The sequence below is a fragment of the Pseudomonas brassicacearum subsp. brassicacearum genome (genome assembly GCF_008801605.1).
GTDB lineage: Bacteria > Pseudomonadota > Gammaproteobacteria > Pseudomonadales > Pseudomonadaceae > Aquipseudomonas > Aquipseudomonas brassicacearum.
In genome coordinates this window covers 146,804-162,513 of sequence record NZ_VZPJ01000011.1, presented here as the reverse complement: position 1 = coordinate 162,513, position 15,710 = coordinate 146,804, and the positions used below count along the sequence as shown (strand labels likewise).

Annotated in this window: 15 protein-coding genes; 2 read left to right on the top strand and 13 right to left on the bottom strand. The window is 60.8% G+C overall.

Annotated elements, in window-relative coordinates:
- Window positions 1-3 precede the first annotated feature (3 nt).
- The 3 genes from F7R20_RS23150 to F7R20_RS23140 all read right to left on the bottom strand — a co-directional run bounded on the left by F7R20_RS23150 (window position 4) and on the right by F7R20_RS23140 (window position 3,273).
- A complete protein-coding gene (locus tag F7R20_RS23150; RefSeq protein WP_003196638.1) occupies window positions 4-936 on the bottom strand; it encodes an SdiA-regulated domain-containing protein in 933 nt (310 codons plus the stop codon).
- Window positions 937-1,170: 234 nt separating this feature from the next.
- Window positions 1,171-1,836 carry a fumarylacetoacetate hydrolase family protein gene (locus tag F7R20_RS23145; RefSeq protein ID WP_003196639.1) on the bottom strand — a complete coding sequence of 222 codons (666 nt, stop codon included), beginning with the start codon at window positions 1,834-1,836 and terminating at the stop codon, window positions 1,171-1,173.
- 42 nt (window positions 1,837-1,878) lie between these two features.
- Window positions 1,879-3,273, bottom strand: coding sequence for an FAD-binding oxidoreductase (locus F7R20_RS23140; RefSeq protein WP_003196640.1), 1,395 nt, complete (start codon window positions 3,271-3,273; stop codon window positions 1,879-1,881).
- 205 nt (window positions 3,274-3,478) lie between these two features.
- Here F7R20_RS23140 and serA point away from each other — a divergent pair, with 205 nt between their 5' ends.
- Entirely contained in the window at window positions 3,479-4,708 is a 1,230-nt protein-coding gene (serA, locus tag F7R20_RS23130) for a phosphoglycerate dehydrogenase (protein ID WP_003186856.1), read from the top strand.
- 116 nt (window positions 4,709-4,824) lie between these two features.
- Here the strand turns inward: serA and F7R20_RS23125 are convergent, their stop codons facing one another.
- A complete protein-coding gene (locus F7R20_RS23125) occupies window positions 4,825-5,250 on the bottom strand; it encodes a DUF4399 domain-containing protein (RefSeq protein WP_003196642.1) in 426 nt (141 codons plus the stop codon).
- A 133-nt stretch (window positions 5,251-5,383) separates the two neighbouring features.
- On the opposite strand from F7R20_RS23125, the gene F7R20_RS23120 reads away from it, so the two are divergent.
- Complete coding sequence (locus F7R20_RS23120) at window positions 5,384-5,950, top strand: transporter substrate-binding domain-containing protein (RefSeq protein ID WP_003196644.1); 567 nt, start codon at window positions 5,384-5,386, stop codon at window positions 5,948-5,950.
- Between the two features lie 83 nt (window positions 5,951-6,033).
- On the opposite strand, the gene F7R20_RS23115 is transcribed toward F7R20_RS23120, so the two are convergent.
- The 9 genes from F7R20_RS23115 to tcyN form a co-directional block, all read right to left on the bottom strand.
- Window positions 6,034-6,663 (bottom strand): class I SAM-dependent methyltransferase, encoded by a 630-nt coding sequence (locus F7R20_RS23115; RefSeq protein ID WP_003196646.1) that lies wholly within the window; start codon window positions 6,661-6,663, stop codon window positions 6,034-6,036.
- 101 nt (window positions 6,664-6,764) lie between these two features.
- Complete coding sequence (locus F7R20_RS23110; protein ID WP_003196648.1) at window positions 6,765-7,409, bottom strand: methionine ABC transporter permease; 645 nt, start codon at window positions 7,407-7,409, stop codon at window positions 6,765-6,767.
- Complete coding sequence (locus F7R20_RS23105) at window positions 7,399-8,523, bottom strand: methionine ABC transporter ATP-binding protein (protein WP_003196650.1); 1,125 nt, start codon at window positions 8,521-8,523, stop codon at window positions 7,399-7,401. The genes F7R20_RS23110 and F7R20_RS23105 overlap by 11 nt, the downstream gene beginning before the upstream one ends.
- A gap of 1 nt (window position 8,524) precedes the next feature.
- Entirely contained in the window at window positions 8,525-9,334 is an 810-nt protein-coding gene (locus F7R20_RS23100; RefSeq protein ID WP_003196652.1) for a MetQ/NlpA family ABC transporter substrate-binding protein, read from the bottom strand.
- Window positions 9,335-9,492: 158 nt separating this feature from the next.
- Complete coding sequence (locus F7R20_RS23095) at window positions 9,493-10,851, bottom strand: LLM class flavin-dependent oxidoreductase (RefSeq protein WP_003196654.1); 1,359 nt, start codon at window positions 10,849-10,851, stop codon at window positions 9,493-9,495.
- Window positions 10,851-12,044, bottom strand: coding sequence for an SfnB family sulfur acquisition oxidoreductase (locus tag F7R20_RS23090; protein WP_003196655.1), 1,194 nt, complete (start codon window positions 12,042-12,044; stop codon window positions 10,851-10,853). Before F7R20_RS23090 ends, F7R20_RS23095 begins: the two co-directional genes overlap by 1 nt.
- 23 nt (window positions 12,045-12,067) lie before the next feature.
- On the bottom strand, window positions 12,068-13,309 hold the full coding sequence (locus F7R20_RS23085; RefSeq protein ID WP_003196657.1) for an SfnB family sulfur acquisition oxidoreductase: 1,242 nt from the start codon (window positions 13,307-13,309) through the stop codon (window positions 12,068-12,070).
- 420 nt (window positions 13,310-13,729) lie between these two features.
- Window positions 13,730-14,500 carry a hypothetical protein gene (locus F7R20_RS23080; protein ID WP_003196659.1) on the bottom strand — a complete coding sequence of 257 codons (771 nt, stop codon included), beginning with the start codon at window positions 14,498-14,500 and terminating at the stop codon, window positions 13,730-13,732.
- A gap of 446 nt (window positions 14,501-14,946) precedes the next feature.
- Window positions 14,947-15,708, bottom strand: coding sequence for an L-cystine ABC transporter ATP-binding protein TcyN (tcyN, locus tag F7R20_RS23075; RefSeq protein WP_003196662.1), 762 nt, complete (start codon window positions 15,706-15,708; stop codon window positions 14,947-14,949).
- Window positions 15,709-15,710 lie beyond the last annotated feature (2 nt).

Below are 15,710 nucleotides of genomic sequence, written 5' to 3'. Positions count from 1 at the left end.
CTGTCAGCGCTGTTTTTCGAAACGATAGAACAGATTCGGCTCGCTGACCATGTACAGATTGCCGGCCTCATCGACGGTGACGCCTTCGGCACGAGGGATTGTGTCTTTCAAGCCGTTGAAGCCGCCCAGCAAGGTCATGAAGCTGACCTGCTCGCCTTTTTCGTCCAGTTCCAGCAACAGATGCGAGTCGGCCGAAAGCACCAGCATGTGCCCGGTGCGCGGATCGATCGCCAGTGCCGAGAGATTGCGCAGGTCCAGTTCATTGCTGACATGGATCTGCTTGTCGCCCTTGAGCGACTGGCTGCCATCGCTTTTCCAGGTGAACAGCGCTGGCGGGCGTTCCTCTCCGAGCACCAGTTGCTGGTTGCGCGGGTCCCAGACGATCGCTTCGAACCCTTTGTTCTGGTTCTTGGATGGGCCGAGATCATAGTGGGGGAAGTCGGCGTTGTTCAGTTCGCGGGTATCGGCACCAACGTGGACGATGGTCAGCGTGTGATTGCGTTCGTCGGTGATCGCCAGCAGGCCGTTTTCCATATAAGCCACGCCCTCGGGGTTGCTCCAACCCACCAAGGGCATCTTGCGCAGCACATCGCCTTGCAGGGTCAGTTCCACCAGGAACGGGTTTTTGCCCATGACGGCGAACAGGGTCTTGGTCTGCGGGTTGTAAGTCACATCGGACGCCTCGTCCTTCTCCATGCCGGATAGTGGCTTGGCGTCGATCACGGCGCGGTAGTCTGGCAGCCAGATGCTCGCCTGGCGCTCGGCTGGGCTCTGGAAGCGTTCCGATAGCCAAAGCAGGCCGCGGTCGTCCCAATGCATCGCAAACGCCAGGCCATAGGCAGCGGCCACCGCCAGCAGCGACCAGGCATACCAGGGCAGGGCGAAGCGGGAGCGGCGGGCAGGTTTGGTGGCGGACAGTGCTTGGGGTTTGGCCATCGGGGAATGCGTTCCAGAAAATTCGGCTAGGGGAGTGGCTGGCTCAGATGCCGCATTCCCCGGAATTATCCGGATGGCATGTGAAAAAAACGGTAAATGGTGGGGTGGAACTCAACCCAGCCCTGTGGGAGCCGAGCTTGCTCGCGATAGCGGTGTATCAGCCAACATCAATGCTGGATGTGATGGCCTCATCGCGAGCAAGCTCGCTCCCACAGGGGGGCGCAGGTGTAGCCGTTAGCGAACGCTGCTTTCGAAGCGGCTCGCCCCCGGCAACTCCAGTACCAGCTCATCACCTGCATTCAACGGCCCGACGCCCGCCGGGGTGCCGGTGAGGATCACGTCGCCGGCCTGCAGCGAGAAGCAGCCGGCCATGTACTGGATCATCGGCACGATAGGGTTGAGCATCAGGCTGCTGTTGCCGTCCTGGCGCACTTCACCGTTGATGGTCAGGCGAACGGGGATGTCGGTCAGGTCGGCAAAGGTGCCGCTCGACACGAACGGTGCGAGCACCGCCGCGCCGTCGAAGGACTTGGCCACTTCCCACGGCAGGCCCTTGGCCTTGAGTTCGGCCTGCTTGTCCCGCAGGGTCAGGTCCAGGGCCGGGGCGAAGCCGGAGATCGCGTCCAGTACTTCTTCAACGCTGGGCTTGGTGGACAGCGGCTTGCCGATCAGCACGGCGATTTCCGCCTCGTAGTGCACCGAGCCACGGTCGGCAGGAATGCTGAAACCGCCTTCCAGCGGTACCACGCAACTGCCCGGCTTGATGAACAGCAAGGGTTCGGTGGGCACCGGGTTATCCAGTTCCTTTGCATGTTCGGCGTAGTTACGGCCAATGCACACCACTTTCCCTACCGGGAAATGAATACGTGTACCGTCGACATACTGGTGCTGATAGCTCATTACCGACTCCTGCTTCTGGGATTCATCAGGTGTTTTTAGGCGTCAAATCGCGAAAATCTTGCCCGGGTTCATGATGCCGTTCGGGTCGAATACCGCCTTCACCGCTTTCATGTACTCGATTTCCACAGGTGAACGACTATAGGTCAGGTAGTCGCGCTTGGTCATGCCCACGCCGTGTTCGGCGGAAATCGAGCCGTTGTACTTCTCGACGGTTTCAAAGACCCATTTGTTCACGGTCGCGCATTTGGCGAAGAACTCATCCTTGCTCAGGTTTTCCGGCTTGAGGATGTTCAAGTGCAAGTTGCCGTCGCCGATGTGGCCGAACCAGACAATTTCGAAGTCCGGGTAGTGTTCGCCGACGATCGCGTCGATTTCCCGCAAGAAACCCGGAACCTTGGAGACGGTTACCGAGATGTCGTTCTTGTACGGCGTCCAGTGGGAGATGGTTTCGGAGATGTATTCGCGCAGCTTCCACAGGTTCTGCAGCTGGGTTTCGCTCTGGCTCATCACGCCGTCCAGCACCCAGCCTTGCTCCACGCAATGCTCGAAGGTTTCCAGGGCGTGGTTGGCGACTTCTTCAGTGGTGGCTTCGAATTCCAGCAGGGCATAGAACGGGCACTCGGTTTCGAACGGTGCCGGCACGTCGCCGCGAGCGAGGACCTTGGCCAGGGCCTTGTCGGAGAAAAACTCGAAGGCGGTCAGGTCCAGCTTGCCCTGGAAGGCGTGCAGCACCGGCATGATCGAATCGAAGTCCGGTGTGCCGAGCACCATGGCGGTGAGGTTCTTCGGCGCACGGTCCAGGCGCATGGTGGCCTCGACCACGAAGCCCAGGGTGCCCTCGGCGCCGATGAACAGCTGCCGCAAATCGTAGCCGGTGGCGTTCTTGATCAGGTCCTTGTTCAGCTCCAGCAGGTCACCCTTGCCGGTGACGACCTTCATGCCCGCCACCCAGTTGCGGGTCATGCCGTAGCGAATGACCTTGATCCCGCCGGCATTGGTGCCGATATTGCCGCCAATCTGGCTGGAACCGGCCGAAGCGAAGTCTACCGGGTAGTACAGGCCATGTTCTTCGGCCTTGTTCTGCAGTTGTTCGGTGACCACGCCAGGCTGGCAGACCGCGGTGCGGTCGGTGAGGTTCACGTCGAGCACCTGGTTCATGTAGTCGAACGACACGACCACTTCGCCGTTGGCGGCCACGGCTGCGGCGGAAAGCCCGGTACGTCCGCCCGATGGCACCAGCGCGATTTTGTGCGCGTTGGCCCAGCGCACGATGGCCTGGACCTGTTCGGTGGTCTTGGGGAAGACGATGGCCGAAGGTGCAGGGGCAAAATGCTTGGTCCAATCCTTGCCGTAAGCGTTCAGGGAGTCGGCATCGGTCAAGACCTTGCCAGGCTCAACCAGGGTCTTCAGCTCATCTATCACGGCAGGATTGGTCATCGACAGAACTCTCGAACAATTCATGGTCATCCTGAGAACGCTTCACGTCGCAGGAATGAGTGTTTAGCGGGGTGCATATGCTAGCATACCGACCCCGCAGCGTAGTGCCCAACGGCTGTTCTGCGGCGACGGCTGTCACGCCGGTCGGGCCAGCATGCGCTGTCCGATTCCCTGCCATTTTTCTCCGGGACACAGGTTTACGCAGATGAGCAAGACTTCTCTCGATAAGAGCAAGATCAAGTTCCTTCTTCTCGAAGGCGTCCACCAATCGGCTGTCGACGTCCTCAAGTCGGCGGGCTACACCAGCATCGAGTACATCACCAGTTCTCTGCCGGAAGCCCAGCTCAAGGAAAAGATCGCCGATGCTCACTTCATCGGCATTCGCTCCCGTACCCAATTGACCGAAGAGATCTTCGACCACGCCAAGAAACTGGTGGCGGTCGGCTGCTTCTGCATCGGCACCAACCAGGTTGACCTCAATGCGGCGCGCGAGCGCGGTATCGCGGTGTTCAACGCGCCGTACTCCAACACCCGTTCCGTTGCCGAACTGGTGCTGGCCGAAGCGATCCTGCTGCTGCGCGGCATCCCTGAGAAGAACGCTTCCTGCCACCGTGGTGGCTGGATCAAGAGCGCGGCCAACTCCTTCGAAATCCGCGGCAAGAAGCTGGGTATCGTTGGCTACGGCTCGATCGGCACCCAGTTGTCGGTATTGGCTGAAGGCCTTGGCATGCAGGTGTTCTTCTACGACACCGTGACCAAGCTGCCGCTGGGCAACGCTACCCAGGTCAACAATCTGCACGAGTTGCTGGGCATGTCCGACATCGTGACCCTGCACGTCCCGGAAACCGCTGCCACCCAGTGGATGATCGGCGAGAAGGAAATCCGTGCCATCAAGAAGGGCGGGATCCTGATCAACGCCGCGCGTGGCACCGTGGTCAAGCTCGACGCCCTGGCCGACGCGATCAAGGACAAGCACCTGATCGGCGCCGCCATCGACGTGTTCCCGGTGGAGCCACGCTCCAACGACGACATTTTCGAAAGCCCGCTGCGTGGCCTGGACAACGTGATCCTTACTCCGCACATCGGCGGTTCCACCGCTGAAGCCCAGGCCAACATCGGCCTGGAAGTGGCGGAAAAACTGGTCAAGTACAGCGACAACGGTACCTCGGTATCGTCCGTGAACTTCCCGGAAGTGGCTCTGCCGGCACACCCTGGCAAGCACCGTTTGCTGCACATCCACGAAAACATCCCGGGTGTGATGAGCGAGATCAACAAGGTCTTCGCCGAAAACGGCATCAACATTTCCGGTCAGTTCCTGCAGACCAACGAGAAAGTCGGCTACGTCGTGATCGACGTCGACGCCGAATACTCGGATCTGGCGCAAGAGAAGCTGCAGCACATCAACGGCACCATTCGTTGCCGCGTGTTGTTCTAAGCAGGCCTGGCTTGCAATTAAAAACGGGAGCCCCGAAAGGGCTCCCGTTTTTTATTGCCTGACACCGGGGGCAGCATGAAACCCACAGGTGTTTGTGTTGCGTCAGCCGGTGCGTGTTATTTCACGTTGACAGTGATTTTCTCGGACACGATCGACGGATCGAACGGCATATGGCCGGTGTCGCCCAGGATCAATTGCAAGGTGTGCTTGCCCGGGGTCAGTTTGATGGTGGCCTGGGTTTGTGCCTTGCCGAAGTGCATGTGGTTGGCGTCGTTTGGAATCGGCGCGCCGGCGGCAGGCAGTTTGTCGACATCGATCAGCAAATGGTGGTGCCCGGTGTTTTTGGTCATATCGCCGGCCGGAGCCAGGGAGATATCCTTGACGCCGAACTTGACCGTGAATTCCTGGGCGACGGTGGCGCCGTCTGCCGGGGAAACGATGAACACTTCTGCACCTTTGGGCGCCGGGGTCGCGGCGGTTGCCAGCATCGAAGCGCCCAGTAACAGGCCGGTCAACGCGGCACGAGACATAAAGCTTTTCATTTTTTTCTCCAGTTTTTCCATGAAATCCGCCTGGCCATGACAACTTCATGACCAATCGTTGTCGAAGCCTGCAACAACCATAGCAAAGCGAGCCTGAAACGAGCGTCGCTTGTATAAATACAAAGGAGTGACCATGCGCTTTCTGCCTGGCCTGATTTGCCTGCTACCCCTTTTGAGTCCCCTGGCTCATGCCGAACTGATCGATGACATCAATGACCGTGGCGAACTGCGCATTGCCCTCGAGGCCAACACCGCGCCCTTCAACTTCAAGGAAGACGGCAAACTCACTGGTTTCGAAGTGGAACTGGGCGAAATGCTTGCCAGTGAGCTCGATGTACGCCCCGACTTCGTGGTCACCGATGCCGGCGACCTGATGAGCGGGGTGGAGAGCGGCAAGTACGACGTCGCCATCAACCACATAGCAATGACCCCGGAACTGGCGGAACGTTTCGACACCAGCGCCGTTTACAGCCATCCGGATGCACAACTGCTGGCGAGCAAGGATGAGACGCCACGCCCGTTGGTCATGGCGCAGTCATTCCAGCCAGAAAAAAAGAGCGAGCCGGCGCCGAGCCTGGTGATTCCGTTCCAGAAGGGCAACCCGGCGTTCAAGGCCAGCCTGGACAACGCCCTGGCGCGTATCAAGGATGACGGGCGGTTGGAGAAGTTGTCGCAGAAGTGGTTGGGTAAGCAGGAGTGAAGCCTTTCAGGCGATGAGGCCATGGCGCTTCATTGGCCAATACACCGCCATCGCGAGCAAGCTCGCGATGGCGTCTTCAAATGTTAAGCAGGTTTACGCCAGACACTCGCCAACCAAGGCTGTTGCTCCCGCGGCAGCCCAGCCGGTCGGTAGTAATGCTCCAGTTCCACGAAGCCTGCGTCGCCAAGCAACGTGCGCCAGGCCGCGAGGTCGTGGTAGGCGCCGAAGCGCTGGCCGTTCCAGCCCTCCTGGTTTTCGCCTCGCGGGTTTGAGCTGAACAGCGCGCCGCCGGGCTTGAGCGTGGCGTGCAGTTGCTTGAGCACTCGAGGCAGTTCCTGGACGGGCACATGAAACAGCACCGCGTTGGCGAAAATCCCGTCAAAGCGCTCGGCCGGCAGGTCGAGTTCCAGGAAGTCCTGTTGCCACACTTCACAGCCGCTGTCCTGGCGCGCCATCCGGGCAAACTTTTCTGAACCGTCGAGGCCGACCGCGACATGACCCATGGCCGTGAATGTGCGCAGGTCGCGCCCCGGGCCGCAGCCCAAATCCAGGATGTGCAGCGGTGCCTCGCCCTGGATATGGCGCAGCAAGGCGTCGATGTTCTGGCTGACATCGTGATCGCGGGTGCCTTCGCGAAAGCTTTCTGCCACGGCGTTGTAATGGCCCAGGGTCGTGGCGGTGATGGCGTGCAGGTCTTCGGTGGTGTGTTTCATGATTGGGGCTTGAGTGAGGAGCGTCAGGTGACTATACCGCAAGCCCGCTGGTCTGCCTGTGGGAGCAAGCTTTGCTCCCACAGGTCAACTGCTCCCCCCGGTCAGCGCTTGTTCAAGCCGCGTGCCAGGCGGTCGCCACCCAACTGGATCACTGCCACCAGCGCCACCAGCAACACGATCACCGTGAGCATGATCTGGCTGTCGAATCGCTGGTAGCCGTACCGGTAGGCGATGTCGCCCAGGCCGCCGGCACCGATCGCTCCGGCCATGGCCGAAGAGTTGATCATGGTCACCAAGGTGATGGTAAAACCGCCGACGATGCCCGGCAGCGCTTCGGGCAGCAATACATGCCAGACAATGTGCCAGCGTCGGCAACCCATGGCCTGGGCCGCTTCGATCAGACCATGGTCAACCTCCCGCAGGCTGACTTCGGCGATGCGGGCAAAGAACGGTGTGGCGGCGATGGTCAGCGGTACTACCGCTGCCCACACGCCATAGGTGGTACCGACGATCAGCCGGGTGAACGGGATCAACGCCACCATCAGAATCAGGAACGGTATCGAGCGGAACAGGTTCACGAACGCGCCCAGGGCTCGGTTCAAGACCGGCGCTTCATAGATCCCGCCCTTGCCGCTGGTCACCAGGATCACCGCCAGCGGGATGCCCGCCAACAACGCGATCAGCGACGACACGCCGACCATCAGGAACGTGTCGATGAAACCCTGCAACAGCCGATCAAACCACATAACCCAGCACCTCTACCCGTTGCGCCCAATTGCCCGCCCGTTGCCGCAGTTCCTCGGCGCCCCACGACGAACCGCTCACGGCCAGTAGCAATTGCCCCAGCCCGTGGCCCTGAATTCGCTCGATGCCGCCGTGCAGCAGTCGCACCCGTCCACCGAGGGCGCTGAACAAAGCGGCGAGATCCGGCTCTTCACGATCTATGCCGGTGAATTGCAGGCGCAGCACAATGGCGGCATCCGCCGATGCCGGCTGCGTCTGCAAGCGGTTTTGCAGTTCTTCCGGTATCGCGTGTTGCAACGGTGCCAGCAGTGTTCGACTGACCTCGTGTTGCGGGTTGCCAAACACTTCCCAGACCGGCCCCTGCTCGACGATCCGCCCTTGCTCAAGCACCACGACCCGGTCGCAGACTTCGCGAATCACCGCCATTTCATGGGTGATCAACACGATGGTCAGGCCCAACCGCTGGTTGATTTCGCGCAGCAGGCCGAGGATCGATTGTGTGGTCTCCGGGTCCAGGGCCGAGGTGGCTTCATCGCACAACAAAATCTGCGGGTCATGCACCAGTGCCCGGGCAATCCCCACCCGCTGTTTCTGCCCGCCCGAAAGTTGCGCCGGATAGGCCTTGTGCTTGCCTTGCAGGCCGACCAGTTCCAGCAGCTCGCGAACTTTGCGCTGGCGTTGCTCCTTGGGCACGCCAGCGACTTTCAGCGGCAGCTCAACGTTCTGCCACACGGTCTTGGCCGACATCAGGTTGAAGTGCTGGAAGATCATGCCGATGCGCCGACGCAGTTCCACCAGGCGGTCTTCATCGAACTCGCCGATGTCTATCTGATCGATCAACATCCGGCCACTGGTGGGTTGTTCGAGGCGGTTGATGGTGCGGATCAGCGACGACTTGCCGGCGCCGCTGCGGCCGATGATGCCGAACACCTCGCCGCGCTGGATCGCCAGGTCGATGCCTTGCAGCGCGGCCACCGGACCCTGGGCACCGTTATAGGTCTTGCCCAGGCCGATGAAGCGCACATGGGCACGGTTGAGCTCCGGATGCAGTTCGGTGTGTTCGGCGCTCTGGGGCGTGGGGGCTTCGTGTCGGAGTCGAGCGTTGACGGCGTTCATGTCAGCCTTCCCAACCGGCTTGGTAGAGCTTTCCGTGGGCCTTGTCCAGGGCGGCGCGCACGGCTGGCGAGTGTTGGTAGATGTCGACGAACTTGATCAGCCGTGGATCGTTCTTGCTCTTGGGCTGGATCACGAACTGAATCACGTATTCCTTGTGATCGAGGCCGTCGAACAGCAAGGCGGAGCTGGCGTCGAAGGTCTTGGCCAGGCGGATGTAGGCGGGATAACCCTGCACCAGGTCGGCGTCTTCATAAGCGCGCACCAACTGCACGGCTTCGACCTGCAGGATCTTGAGCTTCTTCGGGTTGGCGACGATGTCGTCTTCGGTGGCCTTGTAGCCGACGCCCGGCTTGAGGCTGATCAGTCCGGCCTTGGCCAACAGTTGCAGGCCGCGACCGCTGTTGATCGGGTCGTTGGCAATGGCGACGCTGGCACCTTCTGGCAGTTCGTCGAAGCTTTTGTATTTTTTCGAATAGAGGCCGACGTTGTTGATGATCCCCGGCGCAAAGGGCACCAGGTCGAACCCGGCTGCGGCCTTGGCATTTTCCAGGAACGGGATGTGCTGGAAGTAATTCACGTCGATATCGCCAGAGGCCAGGCTGACGTTGGGCGCGATCCAATCGCTGAACTCCACCAGCTCGACCTTCAAGCCTTGCTTGCCGGCTTCTTCGACGGCCGCTTCCAGGGGAATGGCGAACGCGGCGGTGGTGCCGATTTTCAACGGCGCATCGGCGGCAAACAGCGCCGAGCTGAACAGGCCGAGGGCCAGGGCCAGGGTTTTGACTGGCAGGGTCAGGAAGTGCTTGGTCATGTCAGTTATTCCAGTCATTTAGGAGGAGGTGCATATTTTTTGGCGAACAGAGCTATGTGGGAGCAAGGCTTGCCCGCGATGAAGTTGATGCGGTCTCTCAAAAAGCGAGGTGTCTGCATCGCGAGCAAGCTTTGCTCCCACAGTGCCTTGCTCCCACGTCAGTGCCGGTAAGTCGAACCGGTGTGTTGCTTGGGGAGATGGGCCTGTGCGTGAAACAGTTTTTCGCGCAGGGTGCCGTTGTCGTATTCGGTCTTGTATGAGCCGCGTCGCTGTAACTCGGGGACCACCAGATCGATGAAGTCCACGTAGCTTTGCGGCGTGACGATGCGGGTCAGGTTGAAGCCATCGAGGCCGGTTTCGGCGATCCAGGACTCCAACTCGTCGGCCACTTGTTCGGGCGAACCGACCACCGTGATGTAGCGACCGCCCAGGGCGTGTTGCTCGAGCAATTTGCGCCGGGTCCAGTCGTTGTTCTGCAAGGTCTTGGTGGCGGACTGGATGGCGTTGCTCTTGACGTACTGGATCGGTTCGTCCAGTTCGTACTGGGAAAAATCGATCCCCGTCGATGCGGAAAAATGCGCCACGCCAGCCTCGGCGCTGGCGTAGCTCAGGTACTCGGCATGCTTGGCCCAGGCGGCCGCTTCGGTCTCGCCGACGATCACGTTCAGGCCCATGAACACCTTGATGTCCCCGGGGTTGCGCCCGGCCTCTACGGCGCTGGCGCGGACCTTGTCCACCTGGGCCTTGGTCGCCGGTTTACTCTGGCCGCTGATGAACACGCACTCGGCATGCCGACCGGCGAACAGCAGGCCGCGCTCGGAACTGCCGGCCTGGAACAGCACCGGTGTGCGCTGGGGCGAGGGTTCGCACAGGTGATAGCCCTCGACCTGGTAGAACTCGCCCTGGTGCCGGACCTTGTGCACTTTTTCCGGCCGGGCATAGATCCGCTGCACGCGGTCATTGAGCACCGCGTCGTTTTCCCAACTGCCCTCCCACAGTTTGTAGAGCACTTGCAGGTATTCGTCGGCCTGGTCGTAGCGGCGGTCATGCTCGACTTGCGCGGTCAGGCCCATGGCCTTGGCGGCGCTGTCCAGGTAGCCGGTGACGATGTTCCAGCCGACCCGGCCGCGACTCAGGTGGTCGAGGGTGCTCATGCGTCGGGCGAACAGGTAGGGCGGTTCGTAGGTCAGGTTGGCGGTGAGACCGAAACCGAGGTTTTTCGTCACGGCGGCCATCGCGGACACCAGCAGCAACGGGTCGTTGACCGGCAGCTGGATCGACTCCTTGAGCGTGACGTCCACCGACTGTTGGTACACGTCATAGACCCCGACGATGTCGGCGATGAACAACCCGTCGAACAATCCGCGCTCGAGCAATTGCGCCAGGGCGGTCCAGTATTCGATCGTATTGAACTGGGTCGACGTGTCCTGGGGATGGGTCCACAGGCCGTGATTGATGTGCCCGATGCAGTTCATGTTGAACGCGTTGAGCAGGATCTTTTTCTTGCCGGCCGCCATCAGATGGTCCCCCGCAGCGGCGGTTTTTCATCGTTGAGGTAGAAGTTGCCCACCGCGTGGTATTTCCAGCGCACCGGGTCATGCAGGGTGTGCACCCGGGCGTTGCGCCAGTGGCGGTCGAGGCCATGTTCGGCCAGGGTCGCCTGGCTGCCGGCCAACTCGAACAGCGTGCTGCCGGCGGCCAGGGAAATCTCGGTGCTGATGGCGCGGGCCTCGGCCACGGCAATCGAGGCAGCGGCGACTGTGTCGGCCCGGGTGTCGGCCTGTGCTCGGTCGAGAAACTCACCAGCGCGCTCCAAGAGGGCTTCGGCGGCGTGCAGGCGGATGCTCAGTTGGCCGAAACTCTTGAGGGTGTGCGGGTCTTCTGTGGCGACGTCGCTGGTGGCGTCGATCCAGGGGCGGGTTTTATTGCGGACAAAATGCAGGGCGTCTTCGTAGGCGGCGCGGGCGATGCCGGTGTCGATGGCGGCGTGAAGAATCTGCGCCAGCGGCCCTACCGGTGTGGGGCGTTCGAAGGCGCTCTGGAAGGGCACGATGTCGGCGGCGGCGACATACACGTCTTCGAACACCACCGAACCACTGCCCGTGGTGCGCTGGCCAAAACCGCTCCAGTCGTCGATCACCGTCAGGCCTTGGCTGCTGCGAGGGACGAACGCCAGTTGTTGCACGCCGTTTTCGTCCACCACCGATGTGGGGATGCGCTGGGCGTAGATCGCGCCCGTGGCGTAGAACTTGCGACCGTTGATGCGATAGCCCTCGCCGTCGCGGCGCAGTTGGGTGATGCGGTCATGGGCAGTCTTGGTGCCAAGTTCGGCCAGGGCATTACCAAAGCGCTGGCCGGCGAGTACTTCGGCGTACAAGCGTTGTCTTTGCGCTTCAGTGCCGTTTACCCGCAGCACTTCCAGGGCATAGAAATGATTTTGCGGAATTTGCCCCAGCGAGCCGTCGGCCTGAGAAATCAGCGCGATGACTTTGGCCAGGGTGACGTTGGAAACACCGGCGCCGCCATAGGCCTTGGGCACGCTGATGCCCCACAGGCCCGAGCGGGAGAAAGCCTCCAGTTCCGGGTACGGCAGGCGGCGCTCGCGGTCGCGCAGGGCGCTGTCGCGCTTGAAGTCATCGGCCAGGTCGCTGGCCACGATCAGGGCTTGTTCATCGCTGGTGATCACCGCGACGTGTTGAGAAAACGTCATGTACTGCTCCAGAGGTCGGGTCGTCAGATCCAGGAATGGCGGGCCGGCAAGGTGCCGTTCAGGTGGTAGGCGCCTACCGCGTGATACTTCCAGCGCACCGGGTCGTGCAGGGTGTGGACCCGTGCGTTGCGCCAGTGGCGATCGAGGTTGAATTCGGCGAGGGTGGCGCGGCTGCCGGCCAGCTCGAAGAGTTTTTCGCTGGCTTGCAGGGCGATCTCGGTGGTGAGCACTTTGGCCTCGGCCACGGCAATCGAGGCGCGGGCGGCCGATTGCGCCGTGATGGGGGCGGCACTGACCTGATCCAGCACCTGTCCGGCCTTGCGCAGCAAGGCTTCGGCGGCGTGCAGTTCGATTTTCAGTTTGCCAATGTCGGCGATCACGTAGAGGTCGTCACTGGCTCGCTCGACCTTGGCGTCGACCCAGGGCCGGGCTCGTTCACGGACGAAGGCGATGGCGTCGTCAATGGCGCCACGGGCGATACCCGCATCGATGGCGGCCTGGATCAGTTGGGAAATCGCGCCTTGCACACCGGGTATTTCGTTGATGCGCCAGTTATCCAGGACCAACTCGGTATCCACCCGCACATTGTTCAGCAGCACGGTGCCGCTGGCGGTGGTGCGCTGGCCGAACCCCGACCAGTCGTCGACGATCCGCAGGCCCGGGGTGCCGCGCCGCACGAACGCCAGCACCTGCCGGCCCTCGTCATTCAGCGCCTTGACCGCGACCCAATGGGCAAACAGCGCGCCGGTGGAATAGAACTTCTGGCCATTGATGACAAATCCGTCACCGTCGGCGGTGATCCGAGCCTTGAGCTCAAGGGTATTGCGAGTACCGCGTTCCGGCCCGGCGTTGCCGATGCGCCAACCTTCGAGCACGCTCTGCAAGAGGATTTTTTTCTGCCGTTCGGTGCCGGTGCCGAGAATCAGTTGGAGCACGCCGAACTGGTTTTGCGGGATCTGCCCGAGGGCGGGATCAGCGGCGGAGATGATCGCGAAGACGTGGGCCAGTGTGACGAACGAAACCTGCGGGCCGCCGTATGCCCGGGGGATGGCGATGCTGCCCAATCCGCTGCGGGTGAATTGCTCGATTTCTGCCCAGGGCAGTTTGCGTTGCTGGTCACGACGCGCGGCCTGCTGACGGGCGACCTGCGCCAGTTCATGGGCAGCTTTGATGGCCTCGGCATCGTTGCGCAACACCTGTGCGGGCAACAACAGCGGTGCGATGTCCAGGTCGCTCTGGACTTTTGCTTGCGCCAGATCCGACATTACAGCCACTCCGTGGCTGCTGGCAGTGCCCTGGCGTATTGCCCTGGGGTGATTGTGTTCCGTTCCATACCCACCTCACATCTCAAGAAACGCCGCGATGAATGCGGCGAGCAAAAATCAAGAATGTCCGGTGGTCCGGTTCATATACCCTAAGCGTGTATAAATTATTTTTGAACTAACTTTTAGGAATATGTATAGGTTGGATTTAGATGGGCGGCTGTACGCTCACTTGGGGCGAAGCGGCTTTTGTGGTGAGGGAGCTTGCTCCCGCTATGTGGGAGCAAGGCTTGCCCGCGATGGACGCGATGCGGTCTTGCAGAATCGAGGCGCCTGTTTCGCGAGCAAGCTTTGCTCCCACAGCCCAAGCGGGAGCAAGCTCCCTCGCCCACAAAAGCGTCCCTCGCAAAAGTGTCTCCCGTATCAAGGCCTTTTGCGGTGCGGTTCGGCCGCCATGAGGGCTTCTTTCGGCGGTTTTTTCAGGTACGGATTGGCGCAACCGATCTTCAATGTCCGTGGCGGTGCCCAATGGGAGTTGTTGCCCACACGGTCGAGGATGCAGTAGGTCACTTCCAGGCGCAGGTCTTCTCCTGCCTCCAGGATGATCTGCGGCGGGACCCAGATATTGATTGGCTGGCCGACCTCGCTGGCGGTGACGGCAGGCAGGTCCATGCGCACATCGCCCCAGCGCAGGGTCACGGCATCGCCGGCGGCCATGTTCAGGTAGGGCTCGATGGTCAGCGGTACGCCGCGCTTGATCTGGTTGGGGTTCACCCCTTGGCGTCGGATAGTGCCGGGAATGCGCACTGGCGCCAGGCCCTGGTTTTCATCGCCGCTCAGGGCCGACGGCTGTCCGCCGGGGCAATCGAGCTTCGCATGTACCCGTTGCTTGGCGGATAGCGCCGGCCCACGCCCGACCTGCATCACCCGATAGTGAATGCGCGACGCTCCATCGACGATAAAACTCTCCGGGACCCGCAGGGTGACGCTGTCTTGCACATCGGCCTGCGACAACAGGCGCGAGCCGACGTAGCAGTTGTCCCAGAACAGTTCGATCAGGTCACCTGCGTCCATACCAGGGTAGGGCGCAATGGCAACCTCCAGGTGAGCGGCGTTGGCGATATTGATGCCGGTAGGGTGGGCATTGGCCAGGGTGGGGGCGGCCAGTTCAGGACTCTTCGACTTACATGTCATGGTGTTCTCCTTGATGCTTGAAAACGAAGTCCGTTTGATCAAAGGCGCTTGATAATCGCGACATATTTATTTGTGCAGTCATAGAGGCTGGCTACGTTTAGTCACTGCGCAGAACTAAAATAATGTGCGTCGCCTATTGCTCACTAGATAAGGTCTCAGTAGTTTCAGTGTCAATAGAGGAACTTGCTTAATAATTAATTGTGAAAGGCTTCAGAAATATCCTACGCGGCAAAGTTAATAATACGCGGCGCCGCACGCCTTTTTCCTAGGCTTGCCAGTTTTCAAAAAAATGGGTGCGCAAGGGCACTGGAGACTGAAGTGGAAAGACACTTGGGTGACGGGGAGTGTTACGAGAAGTTGTATATCCCGCACATGAAAACAGTGCGAGTTGTTTCTTTTGCAGCGGTCTCACTTCCTTCCCTGGAAGTGATAATGCTAAGAATAACTTACTGGGCGCCGTGCCCGGCGGAAAGGAACTTGCTGAGGAACTGTCGCGTGCGTTCTTCCTTGGGGGCTGCAAACAAGGCCTTGGCTTCGCCTTGTTCGACGATCACGCCTTTGTCGAAAAACACCACGCGGTTGGCCACGTCCCGGGCGAAGCCCATTTCGTGGGTCACGATGACCATGGTGCGTTTTTCTTCGGCCAAGCCGCGAATGGTTGCCAGCACCTCGCCCACCAGTTCCGGATCGAGGGCCGAAGTCGGTTCGTCAAACAGGATCACTGCCGGTTCCATCGCCAACGCCCGGGCAATCGCCACGCGCTGTTGCTGGCCGCCGGAAAGGCGCCGTGGGTAGGCGTCCTCCTTGCCGGCCAAGCCGACCTTGGCCAAGAGCTTGCGCCCCAGGGCTTCGGCTTCGGCGCGAGGGATTTTCTTCACCACCTGCGGGCCTTCAGTGACATTTTCCAATGCGGTGCGATGGGGAAACAGGTTGAAGTTCTGGAACACGAAGCCCACCTGCTGGCGCAAACGGCGCACCAGGCCCTGTTGCTGGTTCAGCGGGCGACTGCCATCGATCTCGATGTCGCCGACCTTGATCCGGCCGCTGGTAGGCTCTTCGAGGAAGTTCAAGCAGCGCAGGAAGGTGGTCTTGCCCGAGCCGCTGGGGCCGATGATCGCAACCACTTCGCCTTCTTCGATCTTCAAGTCGATGCCGTTGAGCACCACCTGGCCCTTGAACTGCTTTGTCAGTTTTTCCACGACAATCATGG

What these genes read in the sequence shown, in the direction of transcription:
- F7R20_RS23100 (WP_003196652.1), bottom strand. Translation starts at nt 9,334, where the DNA reads ATGACCAAGCACTTCCTGACCCTGCCAGTCAAAACCCTGGCCCTGGCC.
- tcyN (WP_003196662.1), bottom strand. Translation starts at nt 15,708, where the DNA reads ATGATTGTCGTGGAAAAACTGACAAAGCAGTTCAAGGGCCAGGTGGTG.
- F7R20_RS23125 (WP_003196642.1), bottom strand. Translation starts at nt 5,250, where the DNA reads ATGAAAAGCTTTATGTCTCGTGCCGCGTTGACCGGCCTGTTACTGGGC.
- F7R20_RS23090 (WP_003196655.1), bottom strand. Translation starts at nt 12,044, where the DNA reads ATGACGTTTTCTCAACACGTCGCGGTGATCACCAGCGATGAACAAGCC.
- F7R20_RS23145 (WP_003196639.1), bottom strand. Translation starts at nt 1,836, where the DNA reads ATGAGCTATCAGCACCAGTATGTCGACGGTACACGTATTCATTTCCCG.
- F7R20_RS23115 (WP_003196646.1), bottom strand. Translation starts at nt 6,663, where the DNA reads ATGAAACACACCACCGAAGACCTGCACGCCATCACCGCCACGACCCTG.
- F7R20_RS23120 (WP_003196644.1), top strand. Translation starts at nt 5,384, where the DNA reads ATGCGCTTTCTGCCTGGCCTGATTTGCCTGCTACCCCTTTTGAGTCCC.
- F7R20_RS23140 (WP_003196640.1), bottom strand. Translation starts at nt 3,273, where the DNA reads ATGACCAATCCTGCCGTGATAGATGAGCTGAAGACCCTGGTTGAGCCT.
- F7R20_RS23150 (WP_003196638.1), bottom strand. Translation starts at nt 936, where the DNA reads ATGGCCAAACCCCAAGCACTGTCCGCCACCAAACCTGCCCGCCGCTCC.
- F7R20_RS23085 (WP_003196657.1), bottom strand. Translation starts at nt 13,309, where the DNA reads ATGTCGGATCTGGCGCAAGCAAAAGTCCAGAGCGACCTGGACATCGCA.
- F7R20_RS23105 (WP_003196650.1), bottom strand. Translation starts at nt 8,523, where the DNA reads ATGAACGCCGTCAACGCTCGACTCCGACACGAAGCCCCCACGCCCCAG.
- F7R20_RS23080 (WP_003196659.1), bottom strand. Translation starts at nt 14,500, where the DNA reads ATGACATGTAAGTCGAAGAGTCCTGAACTGGCCGCCCCCACCCTGGCC.
- serA (WP_003186856.1), top strand. Translation starts at nt 3,479, where the DNA reads ATGAGCAAGACTTCTCTCGATAAGAGCAAGATCAAGTTCCTTCTTCTC.
- F7R20_RS23110 (WP_003196648.1), bottom strand. Translation starts at nt 7,409, where the DNA reads ATGTGGTTTGATCGGCTGTTGCAGGGTTTCATCGACACGTTCCTGATG.
- F7R20_RS23095 (WP_003196654.1), bottom strand. Translation starts at nt 10,851, where the DNA reads ATGGCGGCCGGCAAGAAAAAGATCCTGCTCAACGCGTTCAACATGAAC.